At 66.0% G+C, this 18474-nt stretch carries 16 protein-coding genes; 5 read left to right on the top strand and 11 right to left on the bottom strand.

Annotated features, from left to right (window positions below):
- Positions 1-138: 138 nt before the first annotated feature.
- The 5 genes from JJ959_RS13060 to JJ959_RS13040 form a co-directional block, all read right to left on the bottom strand.
- Complete coding sequence (locus tag JJ959_RS13060) at positions 139-693, bottom strand: cytochrome b/b6 domain-containing protein (RefSeq protein ID WP_292884232.1); 555 nt, start codon at positions 691-693, stop codon at positions 139-141.
- 192 nt (positions 694-885) lie between these two features.
- The gene (locus tag JJ959_RS13055; RefSeq protein WP_292884231.1) at positions 886-2310 is read right to left on the bottom strand and encodes an aldehyde dehydrogenase family protein; all 1425 of its coding nucleotides are present in this window, start codon (positions 2308-2310) and stop codon (positions 886-888) included.
- Between the two features lie 41 nt (positions 2311-2351).
- Complete coding sequence (locus tag JJ959_RS13050) at positions 2352-3311, bottom strand: NAD(P)-dependent oxidoreductase (protein WP_292884229.1); 960 nt, start codon at positions 3309-3311, stop codon at positions 2352-2354.
- A 119-nt stretch (positions 3312-3430) separates the two neighbouring features.
- On the bottom strand, positions 3431-4105 hold the full coding sequence (locus JJ959_RS13045) for a DNA-3-methyladenine glycosylase I (RefSeq protein ID WP_292884227.1): 675 nt from the start codon (positions 4103-4105) through the stop codon (positions 3431-3433).
- Positions 4095-5042: a cysteine synthase family protein gene (locus JJ959_RS13040; protein ID WP_292884225.1), complete on the bottom strand. Its 948-nt coding sequence runs from the start codon at positions 5040-5042 to the stop codon at positions 4095-4097. Before JJ959_RS13040 ends, JJ959_RS13045 begins: the two co-directional genes overlap by 11 nt.
- A gap of 77 nt (positions 5043-5119) precedes the next feature.
- Between JJ959_RS13040 and JJ959_RS13035 the strand changes: the two genes are divergently transcribed.
- Positions 5120-6007, top strand: coding sequence for a LysR family transcriptional regulator (locus JJ959_RS13035; protein ID WP_292884224.1), 888 nt, complete (start codon positions 5120-5122; stop codon positions 6005-6007).
- Between the two features lie 10 nt (positions 6008-6017).
- Here the strand turns inward: JJ959_RS13035 and JJ959_RS13030 are convergent, their stop codons facing one another.
- Both JJ959_RS13030 and JJ959_RS13025 read right to left on the bottom strand, forming a co-directional pair.
- Complete coding sequence (locus JJ959_RS13030) at positions 6018-7169, bottom strand: DSD1 family PLP-dependent enzyme (protein ID WP_292884223.1); 1152 nt, start codon at positions 7167-7169, stop codon at positions 6018-6020.
- Positions 7170-7187: 18 nt separating this feature from the next.
- Positions 7188-7775 carry a LysE family transporter gene (locus JJ959_RS13025; protein WP_292884221.1) on the bottom strand — a complete coding sequence of 196 codons (588 nt, stop codon included), beginning with the start codon at positions 7773-7775 and terminating at the stop codon, positions 7188-7190.
- 225 nt (positions 7776-8000) lie between these two features.
- On the opposite strand from JJ959_RS13025, the gene JJ959_RS13020 reads away from it, so the two are divergent.
- From JJ959_RS13020 to JJ959_RS13010, 3 genes are all read left to right on the top strand, one after another.
- Complete coding sequence (locus JJ959_RS13020) at positions 8001-8405, top strand: hypothetical protein (RefSeq protein ID WP_292884220.1); 405 nt, start codon at positions 8001-8003, stop codon at positions 8403-8405.
- A 31-nt stretch (positions 8406-8436) separates the two neighbouring features.
- Positions 8437-9999, top strand: a complete 1563-nt coding sequence (locus JJ959_RS13015; protein WP_292884219.1) for an ATP-binding protein — start codon at positions 8437-8439, stop codon at positions 9997-9999.
- 113 nt (positions 10000-10112) lie between these two features.
- Positions 10113-12743: an HAD-IC family P-type ATPase gene (locus tag JJ959_RS13010; protein ID WP_292884218.1), complete on the top strand. Its 2631-nt coding sequence runs from the start codon at positions 10113-10115 to the stop codon at positions 12741-12743.
- Here the strand turns inward: JJ959_RS13010 and JJ959_RS13005 are convergent.
- The 4 genes from JJ959_RS13005 to JJ959_RS12990 are packed head-to-tail and all read right to left on the bottom strand — an operon-like array spanning position 12728 to position 17266.
- Positions 12728-13429 (bottom strand): ABC transporter ATP-binding protein, encoded by a 702-nt coding sequence (locus JJ959_RS13005; protein ID WP_292884217.1) that lies wholly within the window; start codon positions 13427-13429, stop codon positions 12728-12730. The two genes, JJ959_RS13010 and JJ959_RS13005, sit on opposite strands and share 16 nt — an antisense overlap.
- Positions 13422-14183 carry an ABC transporter ATP-binding protein gene (locus JJ959_RS13000; protein ID WP_292884216.1) on the bottom strand — a complete coding sequence of 254 codons (762 nt, stop codon included), beginning with the start codon at positions 14181-14183 and terminating at the stop codon, positions 13422-13424. Before JJ959_RS13000 ends, JJ959_RS13005 begins: the two co-directional genes overlap by 8 nt.
- Positions 14180-16021, bottom strand: coding sequence for an ABC transporter permease (locus JJ959_RS12995; RefSeq protein WP_292884215.1), 1842 nt, complete (start codon positions 16019-16021; stop codon positions 14180-14182). The genes JJ959_RS13000 and JJ959_RS12995 overlap by 4 nt, the downstream gene beginning before the upstream one ends.
- Before the next feature lie 30 nt (positions 16022-16051).
- The gene (locus JJ959_RS12990) at positions 16052-17266 is read right to left on the bottom strand and encodes an ABC transporter substrate-binding protein (protein ID WP_292884213.1); all 1215 of its coding nucleotides are present in this window, start codon (positions 17264-17266) and stop codon (positions 16052-16054) included.
- A 314-nt stretch (positions 17267-17580) separates the two neighbouring features.
- Here JJ959_RS12990 and JJ959_RS12985 point away from each other — a divergent pair, with 314 nt between their 5' ends.
- Positions 17581-18471: a dihydrodipicolinate synthase family protein gene (locus JJ959_RS12985; RefSeq protein ID WP_292884212.1), complete on the top strand. Its 891-nt coding sequence runs from the start codon at positions 17581-17583 to the stop codon at positions 18469-18471.
- Positions 18472-18474 lie beyond the last annotated feature (3 nt).

Below are 18474 nucleotides of genomic sequence, written 5' to 3'. Positions count from 1 at the left end.
CACAGTGATTATGCTGCGCACTTCGGCTTTCAGCGGATTGATCCATTAGGAGCCGGAAAAAAAAACAGAAAAATCGTCAGCAATTCAGGCTATTTGCATCCTAGAGGGAACGCAGGGCGCGACCATCGCTGCGCAGAATCATCCAAACAAACTCATCCGCCGCATCACGCCGTCCTTCTTGATCAGCCAGTGCCAGAGCGCGCCGGCGATGTGCAGGCCGATCAGGCCGGCGACGGCCAGCGCCGCGAGACCGTGCAGGGCGAAGAGGGTTTCCGAGAGCGCCGGATCCTTGGCGAGCAGTCCGGGGAGCGTCCAGTTGAAGAACTCCACCGGATAGCCGCCGGCGGCGGTCGCCGCCCAGCCGAGGATAGGAAGCGCGATCAGCATCAGGTAGAGCAGATGCTGCACCCCGGTCGCGAGGATGCGCTCGGGCGGGGTCAGACTTTCCGGCTTCGGCGGTGCGCCGAGGCGGATAAGCAGGACGAGACGGAGCAGCATCAGGGCGAGGACCAGCACACCGGCGGTCTTGTGATACTTGTAGATCGCATTGGTGAGGTCGCCGCCGAAGGTCTTCATCAACCCATCGAAGCCGAGGGTGAAGAACAGGATGCCGGCGCCGAGCGCGGCGAGGACCAGCAGCGCGATGATCCAGTGCAGCCAGCGCTGCGGGAGGGAATAGCGGTCGTCCTGCATGGGGCTCCCTGCGGGGTGGTTGTGAGGCCGCGGGTAGTTTAGCCGACATCGGTGGGTATGCGACAGATGCTCTTCAAGTCGTTACCCCGGCGAAGGCCGGGGCCTTGTCGAGCATCGAGCCAGATCCGTCGAAAGGTCCCGGGTCGGGGTCCGGGATGACGAGTTTCTATTCATGACGAATTTCAGGAGGCCCTATCCCGTGATCGCCTTGGTCTCCAGGAACTCCGCCAACCCGAACGGACCGTTCTCGCGGCCGATGCCGGATTGCTTGTAGCCGCCGAAGGGCACGTCGCTGTCGCCGTAATTTCCGTTGATATAGACGTTCCCTGCCCTGAGCCGGCGCGCGATGCGCTGGGCGCGCGGCTCGTCGGCGGTCTGGATGTAGGCGGCGAGGCCGTACTCGGTGTCGTTGCCGATCGCGACCGCCTCGTCCTCGCCGTCGAACGGGATCATCACCAGCACCGGGCCGAAGATCTCGTTGCGGGCGATATGCATGCCATTGTCGACATCGGCGAAGATCGTCGGCTTGACGAAATACCCTCTCTCGAACCCATCCGGCTTGCCGAGGCCGCCGGTCACGACGCGGGCGCCCTCCTCGATCCCCTTGCGGATATGGTCCTGCACGCGCTCGAATTGGATCTTGTTCACCAGTGGGCCGATATGGTCGCCCGGCTGCTGCGGATCGCCGACCTTCACTTCCGCGGCGAAGCGCCCGGCCATGGTGACCGCCTCGTCATAGACGCTCTTCTCCACCAGGAGACGGGTCGGCGCGTCGCAGGACTGGCCGCTGTTGGAGAAGCAGTTCTCGATGCTGAAACGCAGCGCGGTGTCGAGATCCGCATCGGCAAACAGGATGTTCGGGCTCTTGCCGCCGAGTTCCAGCGCCACCCGGCGGATCCCGTTTGCCGCCGCCTTCATCACCTCCGTTCCGGCCCGGGTCGAGCCGGTGAAGGAGAGCAGGTCGATCCCCGGATGGGCCGAAAGCGCGGCGCCGGTGCAGAAGCCGTCGCCATGCACGAGATTGAAGACGCCCGGCGGGCAGCCCGCCTCGGCCAGCACCTCCGCCACCATGCCGGCGGAGAGCGGCGCGTACTCGCTCGGCTTCAGCACCATGGTGCAGCCCGCCGCGAGCGCCGAGGCGACCTTGGCCATCACCTGGTTGACCGGCCAGTTCCAGGGCGTGATCAGCCCGGCGACGCCCGCCGCCTCGTCGCGCAGCGTACTGCCGCCGCGCAGACTCGGACGCTCGAAGACATGCGCCTCCAGCGCCTCTATCGCGGAGGCCAGCAGCGTGTCGCCGCAGGGCGCCTGGCTTTCGCGGGAGAAGTCGCGCGGCGCGCCCATCTCCATGGTCATTGCCTCGGCGAATTCCTCCCGGCGGCGGAGATAGATCTCGCGCGCCCGGCGCAGCAGGTCCACGCGCTCGGAAACCGCCGACTCGCTCCACATCTCGAACGCATCCCGCGCGGCGCGCACGGCATAGTCCACGTCTTCCGGACCCCCGAGCGAGATCACCGCCACGGCCTCTTCGGTCGCCGGGTTCACGACCTCGAAATCCTGGCCGTCCATCGGCGCGACCCAGCTTCCGTCGATGAAGAATGCGCGTCGATCCAGCATGGCGTCCCTCCCGGCTGCAGATGTTGCCTCGGAAGCGTCCCCTAAGAGCGCCCCGGGGGTACAATTTCATAACCCGGCGCCTCCGGCTCGTCATCCACCATCTCTGGCGGGAAGCCGGGCGCGGTGATGTCGAGGCCCGTCGCCTCTTCCAGCCGCTTGATGATGTTGGGCGAGAACTCGCGCGGGCCGAAGCGCGAGATACCGTCGCGGAAGATGTTGCAGAGCAGCGGCGAAACCTCCAGCGGCACGCCGTTCTTCTCCGCGATCTCCTGGAACAGGCCGACATCCTTCAGCACCAGATCCATGGTGAAGCTGATGTCGCGCGAGCCGTTCAGGATCACCTGGCTCTCGGTCTCGTGGACGAAGGAATTGCCGGAGGAGATGCGGATCGCCTCGAAGGTCGTGTTGAGATCCATTCCCGCCGCCTTCGAGGTCACCAGCGCCTCGCAGAGCGTCACCAGATTGGCTGTCGCGAGATAATTGGTCATCACCTTGAGGACCGAGGCGGTACCGAGATCGCCGGTATGCAGGATGCGGCGGCCCATCATGGTCAGCACCGGCAGGATCTTCTCGAAGGTCGGCCGCGCGCAGCCGGCGAGGATCGCGATATTCCCCGTCGCCGCCCGGTGGCAGCCGCCGGAGACCGGACAATCGACAACCTCCGCCCCCTTCGCCGCGACCAGCGCGCCGAGCCGTGTCACCTCGCCCGCGTCGGTGGTCGACATCTCCGCCCAGATCTTCCCCGGGGCGAGCCCGGCGAGAATGCCGTCCTCCGCCTCCATCACCGCGGCCGAGATCGCGGGGCTCGGCAGGCAGGTGATGACAATATCGCAGGCCTCGGCCATCGCCTTCGGACTTTCGCCCGCAGCAGCGCCTTTTGCGAGAAAGGGCTGCATGTTTGCCGTGTCGAGGTCGCGCACCGTGAGGTCGGCACCGTTCCTGAGCAGACTGCCCGCCAGCTTCGCCCCGACATTTCCAAGTCCGATGAACCCGATCTTCATTCCGTCTCCCCCGCGATCTGAACTCCGGGCGAGCTTGCAGGCGATGGCGCCGAATGGGAATCGGAGAAATGCTTATCGGAGAGACCGGCTGACTTTATGACGCCCGCGCGGTCCGTTTCCTAACCAACAGAGAGCGCGAGCGTCCGGCTGATCTCGGAGCGTGGGCGGCCGCTCTCCTCGTGCCAGGCGTTGAAGGCGGCCTGGATCTTCGCCATGGCCAATTTCGAGGTCGCCGGGCCGTCGATCACGCCAGCCAGTCCCAATGCCGTGACCACGTCCTTCGAGAGAATGAAGCCGTCCCAGCCGATGAAGCGGAGGAAATACTGTCCCGTCGCGCCGCCAAGCCTATTGCCGTGCGCTTTCAGATACTCCATCAGCCCGATCTGGTCGGCCCGGTCCCACTTCGCCAGGAAACGCCCGGCGCTGCCGTCGAGCGCCGCCATCTGCTCGACCAGCAGGGCATTGTCGCGCACCGCGAGGATTTTCGGCTTGTTGCGCACGATGCGCTCATCCGCCATGAGCGAGGCCAGTCGCTCGGCGCTCATCTCGCCATTCGCCGCGACGTCGAAATGCTCGAAGGCCTGCTCGAAACCCGGCCATTTCGCCTCGATCACCTTCCAGGAGAACCCGGCCTGGAACACACGCTTGGCCATCTCCGCAAGGATGCGGTCATCGGTGAGAGCGGCAGGATCGCCCGGCCGCAGCCCTTCGGCGATGCGCTTTTCCAGCGCCGCGGCCCCGCCTTGTTGCGCCTCCGCCCGCCGTCTTATCGCGGCAAAACTCTCAACCGGCATCGCTCGCCTCCCCATTGTAGAGCTCGGTACTGAGATATTTGACCCCACTGTCGCACATGATGGTGACCACGACGGAGTCCGGTCCGAGACGTTCGGCCTCGCTGAGGGCGACGAGCACATTCGCCCCTGTCGAGGTGCCGGCGAAGAGCCCCTCCTCGCGTGCGAGGCGGCGGGACATCTCCATCGCGTCCGCAGTGCTGACTGTCGCCACCTCGTCGATCGGCGCCGGGTCCCAGAGCGGGACCACGAACCCCGCCCCGACACCCTCGATCCGGTGCTTTCCGGAGGGACCGCCCGAGAGCACCGCCGACTCGGCGGGCTCAATGGCGACGGTGCGGATCTCCATTCGGCGCTCTTTCAGGAACTCCGCCACGCCACGCGCCGAGGCCGCGGTCCCGGTCGCTTGGACGAAGGCATCGACCCGTCCCCCGGTCTGTTCCCAGATTTCCCGGCCCATCGCGTGATAGGCCGCAAGCTGGTCGACATTGTTGAGCTGATCGGTCCAGAAGGCTCCGGTCTCGCGCTGGATGCGGTCCGCCTCGGCAATCATCGCGCGGGTCAGCGCGGCGTCCATCGCGCCATTATCGCTCGGCAGCACGGTCAGTTTCGCGCCGAGCGCCTGCATGTGCCGCCGTTTCTCGATGCTGAAGGCGTCGGAAGAAACGATGTGCAGCGCATAGCCCTTCACCGCGCAGACCATGGCGAGCGAAACGCCGGTGCTGCCGCCGGTATATTCCACCACCGAGCCGCCGGGCGCGAGCCGCCCGTCGCGCTCCGCCGCCTCGACCATGGCAAGTGCCATCCGGTCCTTCATCGAGCCGGTCGGGTTCTCGCTCTCGATCTTCAGAAAAACCCGGCCCGCCCCGTCCGGCACGATGTGCTTCAGCTCGACCAGAGGCGAGTTTCCGATCCGGTCGATGATTGTCTGTCCCCGCATCATGCCCTCCACGTGTCGGGATGCGAGGACCATATGTGGCTACCTGAACAAACCAAAGAGCGATAATATTCACCATCATGGTCAATAATTTATCCACTAACTGGGATGATCTCCGCTACGTGCTCGCCGTCGCGCGGGCCGGGTCGATCCGTGCGGCCGCTCGCGACCTCGGGGTGAATCACGGTACCGTTCTGCAGCGGCTCAACGCGGTCGAACAGGCACTCGGCACGCGACTGTTCGGGCGGACGCGCAAAGGGCTTGAAGCGACGGCGGAAGGAATGGAGCTGGCCCGGCATGCGGCCGAGATGGAGACCGCCTTCCGTACGGCGAAGCGCCTCGCCGCCGGACGGGACGCCGAGCTGAAGGGGCCGATCCGGGTCAGCATTCCCTTCGCGCTCTGTCCGGCCGGGCTCGGCGCTGCGCTTGCCGGGTTCGCGGAAGAGTATCCGGAGATCGAGATTGAACTCGAGATCACCGACCGCTTCACCCGTTTCGCCGAGCTCGAGACCGATCTCTCCGTCCGCCTCGCCTTCGAGGTCGACGACGACGCCATCGGCCAGCGGGTGATGCAGTACCGCAAGACGGTCTATGCGAGCGCGGAGACCTGCGCGCTGCTGGAGCGGGATCGCGGCGCCGTCCGCTGGCTCGGCTGGGCGGAGGGCACCGGCTGGACCGAGGAGACCGGGATCACCGGCCTCGCCATGGCGCATAAATGTCCGGAGCACTGGAGCCAGATCGAGATCGCGCGGCACGGCCCCTTCCTGACGTTGCTGCCCTGTTTCCTCGGCGACTGCCAGCCCGGGCTGGTGCGCGTGCCCGGCGCAAGGATGATCGCGGACCGGAGCATCTGGATCCTCTCGCGCCCGGACCAGAAGAACCTGGCCCGGCTTCGGGCCCTGAAGGACGCGCTCAGCCGGCATTTCGCCGAACGGGGGACGTTCTACGAAGGCGCAGACGCGCGATAGATCTTGACGCTCAGTAAGCCTTGCCACGCGCCGTCACCGGCCAGAGGCATTCGACCGTGCCGCCGCGCACCCCGACATACCAGTCGTGGATGTTGCAGGTCGGGTCACAATGGCCCGGCACCAGCTTCAGCTTGTCGTTCGCCTTCAGCACGTTGCCCGGGTCTCGGATCGTCCCGTGTTCGTCGGAGCAGCCGACATATTCAACATCGTCCCGCCCGAAGATCACCGGCAGGCCGGAATCCACGCTCTGCACCTTGAGCCCGGCATCGCAGACCGCCTGGCCCGGCTTCGCCGTGCTCATGATCGAGGTGAGCAGGAAGAAGGCGTTCCTGAATTCGGAGATCGGCGCGCCGCTTTCGTCGAGATCCTTGCCGTAATCCGCATCCATGAACGCGTAGGAACCGCATTGCAGCTCGGTATAGACCCCGGAGCTGCCCTCGAACATGTAGCTGCCGGTTCCGGCACCGGTCACCGTCGGACAGGGAATGCCGGCCGCGACGAGCGCATCGCGGGTTTCCCGCGCGAGGGCGATGGCGCCTTCGATCCGCGCTTTCCGGTCGGCGAAGGCCCGCACATGCTGGGCCGCTCCGTGATAGGCCTGAATACCCGAGAAGACGAGCCCGGGCGCGGCCACGATCGCTTTCGCCAGCTCCACCGCCGGCGCGCCCGGCGCGACGCCGCAGCGCCCGGCGCCGCAGTCGATCTCGACCAGCACGGAGATCTCGCTGCCATGCCGGACCGCCGCCGCAGACAATTCGGCAACATTGTCCGCATCGTCGACGCAGAGTCCGAGTTTCACCTCGCCCGCGAGCCGGGCCAGCCGGTCGATCATGCGCGGGCTGCGCACCTGGTTGGTCACAAGGATGTCGGTGATGCCGCCGCGCGCAAAGGCCTCGGCCTCGGAAGCTTTCTGGCAGCAGATCCCTGTTGCGCCGCCCATCTCGCCCTGCCGTCGGGCGATGTCGGCGGATTTGTGCATCTTGCCGTGCGGCCGCAGCTTCACGCCCATTCCGGCGCAAAGCGCTCCCATCTTCCGGAGATTATGCTCGAAGGCGTCGAGATCGATCACCAGACAGGGCGTCTGAATCTCGCCCTCCCGCATGCCGACCGCCGCCGGCACGTCGTATCCGACTTCCGGATTGTTTGAAGACCTGCCGCTCATCCTTGTTTCTCCCTCAGTTCAGCCTCTCGTCGCGGCCAGAGCGACGACGATCAGCATCGACAATGCCATGCCCTTGTTGATCAGGGACTGGCTGCGCTCCGACAGGTCCAGATGCTTGAGCGAAACGCCGGCCCAGAGCCAGAGCAGGTGAACCGGAACCCAGATCGCGTTGATGATCAGGAATTTCAGCGCCAGTTCCATGCTCATGTTCTCGGGCATGAAATGAAAGCCGGAAAAGAGCGTGGTGTTGACTGCGTAGGCCTTCGGATTGATCAGCTGCAGCAGGAACCCGCCGACGATTCCCGGCGCGCTCTGCCGCTCGACGAAAGCGATCTTCGAGCCGGCCCAGCCAATCCTGAAGGCGAGATAAAGCAGGTAGGCGGCCGATCCATAGAACAGCACAGGCCCGAGGATCGGATTTGCCAGCACCACCGCCGCTATTCCGGTCACGGTCAGCACCGCCACGGCGTTGGTCCCGAAGAAGAGCCCGATCAGGAACCGTATACCGGCAGCGAATCCGTATCCGGCCCCGATGCCAGCTGTCGTCAGAACCCCGATCCCTGGCGTGATGATCAGGAAAAAGATCGCCGTTGCGAATGTAAGCATGTGAATCCGGAAGACTTGGGGGGCGGGAGGTGCCGGGTGGGGAGCCTAGCCCCACGGGCGAGGCTGTCAATCGGTTCGCCGGCTATCCCGGGAAGCGGAACGCGCACTCCGATCGCGCGCCGAATAGATGGCATTTAAGATAATTGAACCAGTATTCCAGAATTAACCGCTTCTTTATTATCTCGATGATAAAACGCTGAAAATTCCAGCAGGACGAGAGAAACGATGACCAGAATTCACCTCCTTGCACTCGGGTTCTTCATGTTTGCCGCGGCAATCGCTCCGTTCGGGTCCGCGTCCGCGCTCACCCTCTCCGAGAAAGCGGCGATCCAGGCCGCGATGCAGCGGCATGTCGACAGCACACTGGTCGACGGCTCGGTTCTCTATCTCGATCCGAATGATGGCGAGGTTCACAAACTGCATCCGGTCACGGCCCATCCTATGATCCTGTCGATGGCGGATCACTATGTCCTCTGCTTCGATTTCCGTGACGATTCCGGAAAGGACGTGCCGATCGACTACTACATGGCCCGGAACAACGGCGATTATGTCGTTTTCCATACCGCCGTCGCCGACCGCGCTCTGCTGCAGCGGTTGATGAAGGACGGACGCGTGAAGCGGGTTCAATAAACCAACGCACGGCTACTCTCAGGCTGATCCGATGGGCGCCAATCCTCCATTCCCGAGACTGCTGAAGGTCAAATTGCTGGCAATTGTCGGCGTGACCTTCCTTGCGCTCATCGTTCCGGGGATCTGGCTGTTGCTCGTCACCGCCTCGCTCGCCGACGAGGAGCTCCTCGCCAGCCGGATCGGCAATCTGACCGCCCGCACGGCCCTCGCCGTCGACCGGCACGCGGCCTACGACAAGCCTTTCCTCGCCCGCGACCTGCTGTCGCCGCTCGCCGCCGATCGTGCCTTCCTCTGTGCCGAGCTGACGAAAGGTAACGAGGCACCGGCCATGGCGATGCCGTCGGCGCAGGGCTGTCCGGAAAATCTCGACGGCATGGAGATCCGAATCCCGGCCTCCAAGAACGGGCTCTGGTCCTTGCGCGTGATGTTTACGGACAAGGAAATAAGGGAAACCCGGCAGTTCGAATATACCGCCGGTGCGACAGCGATAGCCGTCGCTTTCCTTGCAGCGCTGATCGCAGTTGTCGTTGGTTTCTTCTTCCTCGTCGACCGGCCGCTGAAGCGCCTTCTTGAAGCCATCCGGGAGTCCTCGGACTGCGGCGAACTGCAGACCGTGAACTGGCAGAGCCGGGACGAGTTTGGGCTGGTCGTTCAGGCCTACAACACCATGGTGGAGCGCGAGCGCCAGCGCGAGCTGACGCTGCGGTCCGTCAACGAGGAATTGCGCCGCTCCGAGGCGGATCTCGGGGACCTCAACCGGGATCTCGAAGATCGCGTGCGCGAGCGCACCCGCGAGCTCGAGATCGCCAAGAAAGCCGCCGAATTCGCCAACAGTTCCAAGACCCGCTTCCTGCGCGCGATGAGCCACGAATTGCGTACCCCGTTGAATGCCATCATCGGCTTCTCGGACATCATGGCGCACGGCACGCTCGGCAAGCTGGAGAACGAGCGCTACAGGGAGTTCTCGGTCGATATCCGCGAGAGCGGACGACACCTGCTGAAGATCATCAACGAACTGCTGGACATCGCCCGCATCGAGGCCGGACAGGACTCGCTCGAGGAGGAGATCGTCGGCGTCGATGCGCTGGTCTCCGAAGCGGTCCGGCTGGTCAAGCCGCTGGCGGACGAGCGGGGCATCGAGCTACAGCGGTCCGAGGTCGACCCGGAACTGGTGCTCGATGTCGATCCTACGAAAATGAAACAGGTGCTGCTGAACCTGCTCGGCAATGCGGTCAAATACACACCGGCGGGAGGCACGGTCAAAGCGATCGTCTCTCTCAGGCCGCGCCACGGCGACAGCCGCCGGGGCGGGATCGAGTTCCATATCTCCGATACCGGTCGCGGTATTCCGTCGGATCAGATACCGAAGGCGCTGACCGCTTTCGAGCGGCTCGACGACGAGATTACCGCGTCGCAGAGCGGCACCGGCCTCGGTCTGCCGCTGGCGCAGATGATGGTCGAACTGCATGGCGGCACGCTCACGCTCGAGAGCGAAGTGGATGTCGGAACCACCGTCTCCGTCTGGCTGCCGGCGGCGCGCGTCGGTTATCTCAGGAACGCCCTCGACGATCTCAAGGCGACAGGCACGCACTAGCCGGAAGACCCGTCTTCCGGCAGGGCAATCGTATTGCGCCAGGTCATTTCCGCCGATTGTGCGGTGCGATATAGAATATCTGCGGCCCCGCGACATCGCCGGAGATACCAGACGTGCCGATCGAAAACCCGGATGGACTGACCTCGGCAGAAGCAGGACGGCGTCTTGCCGAGGTTGGGCCGAACCGACTTCCCGAGCCGAAACTGTCGGGACCGCTCCTGCTGTTTGCCCGGCAATTCCTCAGTCCGTTCATCTACATTCTGATCGCCGCCGCCCTTGCTTCGCTTGCCATCGGGCAGATCCCGAGCGCGGTCTTCATCGTCGCGGTCCTGGTGATCAACGCCGCGATCGGAACGGTGCAGGAATACGCCGCGCAGAAATCCGCCTCGGCGCTCCGCAAGATGGTCCGCGGCACGGCCCGCGTCCGCCGCGACGGCATCGACAGAAGCATCGACATCGAAGAGGTCGTTCCGGGCGATCTCGTCCTGCTCGCCTCCGGCGACAAGGTCCCGGCCGATATCAGCCTTGCCACCGCCTACAACCTCGCCGTCGACGAGTCCGCACTCACCGGGGAATCCCTCGCGGTCACCAAAAATGCCGAGGCGCAGCCCGACCGCGACGCGCCCATCTCGGAACGGGTCGATATGTGCTTCGCCGGAACCGTCGTCACCCACGGCCGCGCCCTCGGCACGGTGACGGCGACCGGACTTTCCACAGAGATCGGTTCGATCGCGCGGGAGATCGGCGCCGGACGGCTGTCCGAGCCGCCCCTGATGATTCGCATCCGCCGCTTCACCTATAAGGTCGCGGGCGGCATCGGGCTCTCGATCCTTGCCCTGATTCTGCTGATGCTCCAGGTCGGCGGCTACGACACCCGCGACATGGCAATGATGTCGATCGGCCTCGCGGTCTCGGCGATCCCGGAAGGCCTGCCGGCGGCGCTGACCGTCGCGCTCGCCATCGGTATGGGACGCATGGCGAAGCTGCATGTGATCATCCGCAAGCTGATCGCGGTCGAGTCTCTCGGCTCCTGCACCTTCATCTGCTCCGACAAGACCGGCACCCTCACCGTCAACGAGCTGACCATCACGAAGATCGTCCTGCCTGGCGGCACCGAGTTCGAGGTCAGCGGCTCCGGCGTCGGGCCCGGCAGCATCGGCTCGCCCGAGCAGCATCACCGTCTCCGCGACATCTGCCTGACGGGTGTCTTCGCCAACGAGAGCTATCTGGATTATGCGGGCGGCGAGTGGGCCTCGGACGGCGACATCGTCGACGTCGCCTTTCTTGTCCTTGCCAAGAAACTCGGCCTTTCGCTGCGCCAGGTCCGCGCCGAGCAGGCGCAGCTGGAGATGATCCCCTATGAGTCCGAGCGCGCCCTCTCCGGCAGCCTGACCCGGCTCGGCGAGGGCGCCTGCCTGCATGTAAAAGGCAGTCCGGAAAAGCTGGCTGCCATGTCGAGCCACATGCTGACCCATGACGGCGTGGTGCCGATCGACCGCGCCGCCATCGAGGCGCAGTCGCTCGAGCTCGCACGGCAGGGCTATCGGGTGATCGCGCTGGGGCGGCGTGAAACCGACCGCTTCACAGGCGCCATCGACCAGCTCTCAGAACTCACCTTCCTCGGCCAGGTGGCGATGATCGATCCGGTCCGCCCCGATGCAAAGGAGGCCGTCGACAAATGCCGCGCCGCCGGTATCGAAGTCGCGATGATCACCGGAGACCATCCGGCGACGGCGGGCGCCATCGCCCGGGATCTCGGCATCCGGAACATCTCCGGCGAGGTCGTGACCGGCAGCGCCCTGCGCGAAGCCGCCGAAAAAGGACAGGATGCGCTCGATACCCTGGTGAAACCGGCGCGCGTTTTCGCCCGCATCGAGCCGCTGCAGAAGCAGCAGATCGTCGACTCTCTGATGCGCGCCGGGCATTTCGTGGCCGTCACCGGAGACGGGGTCAACGACGCCCCGGCGATGCGCCGCGCCAATGTCGGCGTCGCCATGGGCAAGCGCGGCACCGACGTCGCCAAGGAGGCGGCGGACCTGATCATCACGGATGACCGCTTCGCCTCCATCGTCGCCGGCGTCGAGCAGGGCCGGGTGGTCTATGGCAATATCCGCAAGGTGATCGCCCTGCTGGTCGCGACCGGTTTCTCCGCGCTGCTATTGTTTTTCCTGACCGTCCTCGCGGGCCTGCCGATGCCGCTCAACGCGGTGCAGCTGCTCTGGCTCAACCTGATCGCCAACGGCCTGCAGGACGTCGCCCTCGCCTTCGAACCGAAGGAGGGGAACGAACTGGGCCGTCCGCCACGGCGGCCGGACGAGCCGATCTTCGACCGGCGCATCATAGAACATGTACTGGTGACCGGCACGGCGATGGGGCTGCTCGCCTTCGCCGTCTTCGACTGGCTGATCTCAAGCGGCAGAGGCGCGGACGAGGCCCGCAACCTCACGCTGATGCTGATGATCCTGTTCGGCAACATCCACGCCCTCTCAAGCCGTTCGGAAACCCGCTCGCTGTTCCGCATCCGGTTCTGGGGCAACCCTTTCCTTGTCCTCGCCGTGCCGATCGCCCAGGCCGTCCATATCGGGGCGACGCATATCCCCTGGATCGCGGACGTGCTCTCGCTCCGACCTGTGGCAGTCTCGGAATGGCTGATGCTGCTCGGCGTCTCGCTGCTGCTGCTGGCGACCGAAGAAGCGCACAAATACTGGCACCGGCGCCGGCACCGGGCTCAGACCGCGAGGTAGCTCGCCGAGATTTCCGCGTCTGCCTCAAGGTCGACAAAGCTGCCGTCGAAGCGGATATGGCCGCTGTCGATGATCAGGGCGCGCTCGGCCACGGTGCGGGCGAAGCGCAGATTCTGTTCCGAAAGCAGGACGGTGACCCCGGCGTCTTTCAGGGCCCGGATCGTCCGGGCCATCTGCTCGACGATCACCGGCGCGATCCCCTCCGACGGCTCGTCCAGAAGCAGAAGGCGGGGATTGCCCATCAGGGTCCGGGCGATGGTCAGCATCTGCTGCTCGCCCCCCGACAAGGTGCCGCCGAGGGCGTTCCGGCGCTCGGCGAGGTTGGGGAAGAGCTCGAACAGACGCTCGGGCGTCCAGAGAGGAAGACCGGTGCGCGCCGGCTGGCGGCCGACCTCCAGGTTCTCGCTCACGGTAAGGTCGGCGAAAATCCGGCGCTCCTCCGGCACATAGCCGAGCCCGAGGCGGGCGATCCGGTGCGGCGGCAGCCGGGTGATGTCGCGCCCCTCGAAGAGCACCTTCCCGCTCTCCGGGCGAACGAGCTGAAGGATCGATTTCAGCACCGTCGACTTGCCCGCCCCGTTCCGCCCAAGCAGGGCCACCGCCTCGCCCTTGCCAACGGAGAAAGACACATCGAAGAGGATATGCGCCTTGCCATAGAAGCTGTTGACCGCGGCGACCTCAAGCATGGCCCGTCTCCGCTCCGGAACCGAGATAGACGCTCCGCACCTTCGCATCCGCGCGCACGGCGTCGGGCGTCCCGTCGGCGATCAGCCGTCCCCGGTCGAGCACCATGATCCGGTCCGCATGGCCGAAAACCACGTCCATGTCGTGTTCGGTGAAGAGCACGCTGATGCCGCGCTCGGCAACGATGCCCGAGACCAGATCCATCAGCGCGTGCCGCTCCCTCGGCGCCATCCCGGCTGTCGGCTCGTCCATCAGCAGAAGCCGCGGTTCTCCGGCGAGCGCGATGGCGAATTCGAGCCGCTTCACGTCACCATAGGCAAGCACGCTGGCCGGTCGGTCCGCCTGCTCCGCCATACCGACGCGCTCCAGCAGGGAGATGGCCTCATCACGGTGAAGGGCGCGAGCGCGGCGGAAAGGATCGAAACTCTGGCCATTCCGCGCCTGCAACGCGGTCTGCACGTTCTCCGCCACCGTCATGGAGGCGAAGACGGAGGTGATCTGGAAGGTGCGGCCGACACCGAGCGCCCAGATCTCGCGCGGTTCCATGCCGACCAGATCGACGCCCTCGAAACAGGCGGTGCCTGCGTCCGGGCGGAGCTCGCCCATCAGCATCTGGAACGAGGTCGATTTGCCCGCCCCGTTCGGTCCGATCAGGGCGAGACGCTCTCCCGCCCGGAGATCGAAGCCGAGATCCTCGACTGCGTGGACGCCACCGAAGGCCTTGGAGAGACCCCGTACTTCCAGCACCGCGTTCATGAAGCCTCCCGGCGTCGGAGCAGACGCCCGGCAAACCCCGCAATTCCGGTCGGAGCAAGGAGCACGATGGCGATGACCGCGAGGCCGAGCAGCAGCCGCCAGCTTTCGAGGCGGGAGAGCCAGTCCTGCAGCAGGGTCAGGGCCGCCGCACCGACGAGCGGTCCGCCGAGCGCGTCGACGCCGCCGAGGAAGACCATGATCAGCGCGTCGAAGGAACGCGCGATCTCCAGCGCGCTCGGAAAGACGCTGCCCTTGGAGAAGACGAAGAGCCCGCCCGCCAGCCCGGCCATGGTGCCGGAAACCACCATCGCCGCGAGCCGGACCCGGTCGACCCGGATGCCGGAGACGCGGGCCCGCTTCTCGGAATCCCGCGCCGCCCGGAGCGCGTATCCGAAGGGAGAATGCGCAAGGTGCCGCAGCATCAGGATCGCACCGCCGCCGAGGACGATGGTCAGGTAGTAATAGACCGTGCCGTCGGAGGCCCAGGCCGCCGGCCAGATCCCGATCAGCCCGTCGTCGCCGCCGGTCACCTCCGTCCACTGGAAGGCGAGCGACCAGAGCAGCTGGGCGAAGGCGAGGGTCAGCATGGCGAAATACACTCCGGTCAGGCGCAGGCAGAACCAGCCGATGGCGAAGGCAAGCCAGCCGCCCGCCAGCGGCGCCAGGAGCAGCGCAAGCTCCATCGGGGTTTCCGCGTAGGTCACGGCAAGGGCCGCCGCATAGGCACCGCCGCCGAACAGGGCCGCATGGCCGAAGGAGATCAGCCCGCCGAGCGAGAGCATGAAATGCAGGCTCGCGGCGAAAAGCGCGAGCACCACGATGTCGGTCGCGAGCACCAGCGCGAAATCGCTTCCGATGAGCGGCAGCACGGCGAGCAGTCCGATGAGCGCCAGTGCAGCGGTCCGCCAGCGCGGCCCGAGCGGCGCCAGCGGCCGGTCCGGGATCCCGGCGGCAGGAGGTCCCGCCTGCAGCTCGGCCCGGCCGAAGAGACCGTGCGGACGCACCAGAAGCACCACGGCCATGACGACATACATCAGCACCAGCGTGCTTTCCGGCAGGTAGAGCACGCCGAAGACATTGACGACGGAGATCAGCACCGCAGCGACGAAGGCGCCGCCGATTGACCCCATTCCGCCGATCACGACGACGACGAAGGCGGGCGCGAGGATACCGAGATCGAGCGTGAGGTCGGCCCCGCCCTTCGGGAGCTGCAGCGCGCCTCCCAGACCGGCGAGCGCTGCGCCAAGAAAGAACACGCCGCTGAAGAGCAGCGACTGGTTGATGCCGAGCGCGCCGACCATCTCCCGGTCCTGGGTCGCCGCCCGGATCAGGATCCCGGCCCGCGTTTTCGTCATCAGCAGCCAGAGGCCGAGCAGCACGAGCGGCGCCACTGCGATGAGGGCGAGGTCGTATTCCGGGACCGGCTGGCCGAACAGCATCACCGCGCGGTCGAGCCCCGGCGCGCGCGGCCCGAGCAGGTCCTCCGCCCCCCAGAGCATCAGGGTCAGATCCTGCACGACCAGCACGACACCGAAGGTCGCGACCAGCTGGAACAGTTCCGGCGCCTTGTAGAGCCGCCGCAGGATCAGGCACTCGACCAGCAGGCCGAAGAGACCGACGGCAACGGCGGCGGCGAGCGCCGCCGCCCAGAAGCCGAGCGGTCCGGTCAGATATTGCAGCGCCGTGTAGCCGCAATAGGCGCCCAGCATGTAGAGCGAGCCGTGGGCGAAATTGACGATCCGGGTGACGCCGAAGATCAGCGACAGTCCGGAGGCGACGAGAAACAACGCCGCCGCGTTCGCCAGCCCCGCCAGAAGCTGGGCAACCAGAAGTCCCATAAGACCTTCCCCGGCCCCTGCGCCCGGCGGTTACTCCGCCGGACGGAGCGCGCGCACCTCGTCGTCGGACGGCAGATAGTCGGCACCGTCGCGATAGCTCCAGTCCACCATCACGCCCTTGCCGTCCTTGACCGCCGTCTTGCCGACGAAGGCGCCCATGGTCGACTGGTGATCGATCGCCCGGTAGGTGATCTCGCCGACCGGGGTCGCGAGTTTCAGACCCTTGAAGGCCTCGACCAGCGCTTCGGTTTCGGTGCTGCCCGCCTTCTCGATCGCCGCGGCGATGGAGAGCATGGTGTTGTAGCCGACGAGCGAGCCGTTGCGCGGATAGTCCCCGTAGCGCTTCTCGTAGGCTTCCTTGAAAGCCGTGTGCTCCGACGTCTCGATCGCGTACCAGGGATAGCCGGTGACGATCCAGCCCTCCGGCGCCTCGTCCTTCAGCGGGTCGAGATATTCCGGCTCCCCGCCGAGCAGGCCGAGCATGGTCTTGCCGTCGAACAGATTGCGCAGCGACCCCTCGCGCGCGAATTTCGCGAGATCGGAGCCGAAGGTGACGTTGTAGATCGCCTCCGGATTGGCCGCGGCGAGCGCCTGGGCCTCGGCGGCGGCATCGATCTTGAAGAGGGCGGGCCACTGCTCGGCGACGAACTCGACGTCCGGCACGAGCTTGGTCAGCACCTGCTTGAAGGCCGCGACCGCCTCCTTGCCGTAGGCATAGTTCGGCGCGATGGTCGCCCAGCGCTTGGCGCCGGTCTTCGCCGCTTCCTCGGCCAGCATCGCCGCCTGCATGTAGGTCGAGGGGCGGAGGCGGAAGGTGTAGCGGTTACCCTTCTCCCAGACCAGCGCATCGGCCAGCGGCTCGGAGGCGAGATAGAGCTTCTTCTTCTGCTTCGCATAGGAGGCGAGCGCCAGGCCGACATGGCTGAAGAGATTGCCGGAGACCAGCGCGACGCCATCGCGGCTGAACATCTCCTCGGCGATCTTCACCGCCTCGTCCGGCTTGCCGAGATCGTCGCGCGAGACCACCTCGATCATCCGCCCGCCGAGCACCCCGCCCCTGGCGTTGATATGCTCGACCGCGAGATCGAGGCCCATCTTGTAGGGCACGGTGAAGGCCGGCAGCCGCGTGTAGCTGTTCATGTCGCCGATCTTCACGCTCTCGGCGGCATGGGACGGTGCGGTAGCGGCGGCGGTGAGCAGCGCCGCGCCGAGCGCAAGTCCGGTGAAAACGGTCCTGATGGTCATTCCGGTCCCTCCTCTGTGGCAGTCCGGCTGCGCTGTTGCTGCGCGCCGCGGCGCCGCTCGCGCCATCGGTCCCAATCCCGACTGCCCTTCAAACCTGGAAAAGGGGACCCTTCGACAAAGCCCCCCGCAAGTCAACCGTCACCCGCACCGCCGCGCGGGAATTTCCTGATCGCAGAACGGAACCAGTGACCCGGCATGAATTGGCGCCGGAGCCCGGCGACGGCAAGGCTGCGAAGTGCGGCGCCCGGCGTCCGGACTTGCCACCTGCCCCGCCCGCTCCCAGAATTCCCGAAAAACAGATCCGGGAGGGGGCGATGGCAGGGACCGCAACAGGCATCTATCCGATGCTCTACGCGCTGTTCGGCGCGGACGGAAAGCTCGACAAGGACGCGCACGAGGCCCAGATCGAGGCCTGTCTGCGCGCCGGGGTGCACGGGCTCGCGGTCGGCGGACTCGCAAGCGAATGCAACAAGCTGACCGTCGCGGAGCGCCGGCGGCATGTGGAATGGACGCTGGCGACAGTTGCGGGACGCCGCCCGGTCAGCGTGACGATCAGCGACAATACGGTCGAGGGCCAGATCGAGGGCGTGCGTCATGCGGCCGATCTCGGCGCCGCCTGGGCCGTGCTGCAGCCGCCGCCGGTGAAGACCGCCTCCGAGGCCGCGCTGATCGACTTCTTCGGCACGGTCGCCGACGCCTCCCCGGTCCCGGTCGGGATCCAGAACGCGCCGGAATATATCGGCATCGGGCTGTCCAACGCCGGGCTCATCGAGCTGAACCGCCGCCACCCGAACGTCTCGATCCTGAAGGCGGAGGGCCCGGCACTCTATATCGGCAAGCTGGCGGAGGACGCAGCCGGACGCTTCGAGCTGCTGAACGGGCGCAACGGCATGACCCTGATCGACGATCTCAGGGCCGGCTGCTCCGGCTGCATTCCTGGCGTCGAATGCTCGGACGTGGAAAGCCGGATCTTCGAGCTCTGGCAGGCGGGGAAACAGGCGGAGGCGGAGGCGCTCTTCCGCGAAATCCTGCCCCTGCTGCATTTCCTGATGACCGGGATCGACCACCTGCTCTGCTACGGCAAGCGCCTGGCGGCGAAACGCATCGGGCTGAAGGAGGTGCACGACCGCGGCCCGGCGGAAGCGCCGCATCCTTTCGGCCTGCAGGTGCTGGACGCCTGGTCGCGCGATCTCGGACCGCTCTGAGCC

It is taken from the genome of Nisaea sp., from assembly GCF_017640745.1.
Classification (GTDB): Bacteria; Pseudomonadota; Alphaproteobacteria; order Thalassobaculales; family Thalassobaculaceae; genus Nisaea.
Note: the sequence above shows the minus strand (reverse complement) of the source record. Positions and strands in the feature narration are given on the sequence as shown.

What these genes read in the sequence shown, in the direction of transcription:
- JJ959_RS12985 (WP_292884212.1), top strand. Translation starts at nt 17,581, where the DNA reads ATGGCAGGGACCGCAACAGGCATCTATCCGATGCTCTACGCGCTGTTC.
- JJ959_RS13055 (WP_292884231.1), bottom strand. Translation starts at nt 2,310, where the DNA reads ATGCTGGATCGACGCGCATTCTTCATCGACGGAAGCTGGGTCGCGCCG.
- JJ959_RS13015 (WP_292884219.1), top strand. Translation starts at nt 8,437, where the DNA reads ATGGGCGCCAATCCTCCATTCCCGAGACTGCTGAAGGTCAAATTGCTG.
- JJ959_RS13050 (WP_292884229.1), bottom strand. Translation starts at nt 3,311, where the DNA reads ATGAAGATCGGGTTCATCGGACTTGGAAATGTCGGGGCGAAGCTGGCG.
- JJ959_RS13000 (WP_292884216.1), bottom strand. Translation starts at nt 14,183, where the DNA reads ATGAACGCGGTGCTGGAAGTACGGGGTCTCTCCAAGGCCTTCGGTGGC.
- JJ959_RS12990 (WP_292884213.1), bottom strand. Translation starts at nt 17,266, where the DNA reads ATGACCATCAGGACCGTTTTCACCGGACTTGCGCTCGGCGCGGCGCTG.
- JJ959_RS13025 (WP_292884221.1), bottom strand. Translation starts at nt 7,775, where the DNA reads ATGCTTACATTCGCAACGGCGATCTTTTTCCTGATCATCACGCCAGGG.
- JJ959_RS13060 (WP_292884232.1), bottom strand. Translation starts at nt 693, where the DNA reads ATGCAGGACGACCGCTATTCCCTCCCGCAGCGCTGGCTGCACTGGATC.
- JJ959_RS13030 (WP_292884223.1), bottom strand. Translation starts at nt 7,169, where the DNA reads ATGAGCGGCAGGTCTTCAAACAATCCGGAAGTCGGATACGACGTGCCG.
- JJ959_RS13045 (WP_292884227.1), bottom strand. Translation starts at nt 4,105, where the DNA reads ATGCCGGTTGAGAGTTTTGCCGCGATAAGACGGCGGGCGGAGGCGCAA.
- JJ959_RS13005 (WP_292884217.1), bottom strand. Translation starts at nt 13,429, where the DNA reads ATGCTTGAGGTCGCCGCGGTCAACAGCTTCTATGGCAAGGCGCATATC.
- JJ959_RS13040 (WP_292884225.1), bottom strand. Translation starts at nt 5,042, where the DNA reads ATGCGGGGACAGACAATCATCGACCGGATCGGAAACTCGCCTCTGGTC.
- JJ959_RS13020 (WP_292884220.1), top strand. Translation starts at nt 8,001, where the DNA reads ATGACCAGAATTCACCTCCTTGCACTCGGGTTCTTCATGTTTGCCGCG.
- JJ959_RS13035 (WP_292884224.1), top strand. Translation starts at nt 5,120, where the DNA reads ATGGTCAATAATTTATCCACTAACTGGGATGATCTCCGCTACGTGCTC.
- JJ959_RS12995 (WP_292884215.1), bottom strand. Translation starts at nt 16,021, where the DNA reads ATGGGACTTCTGGTTGCCCAGCTTCTGGCGGGGCTGGCGAACGCGGCG.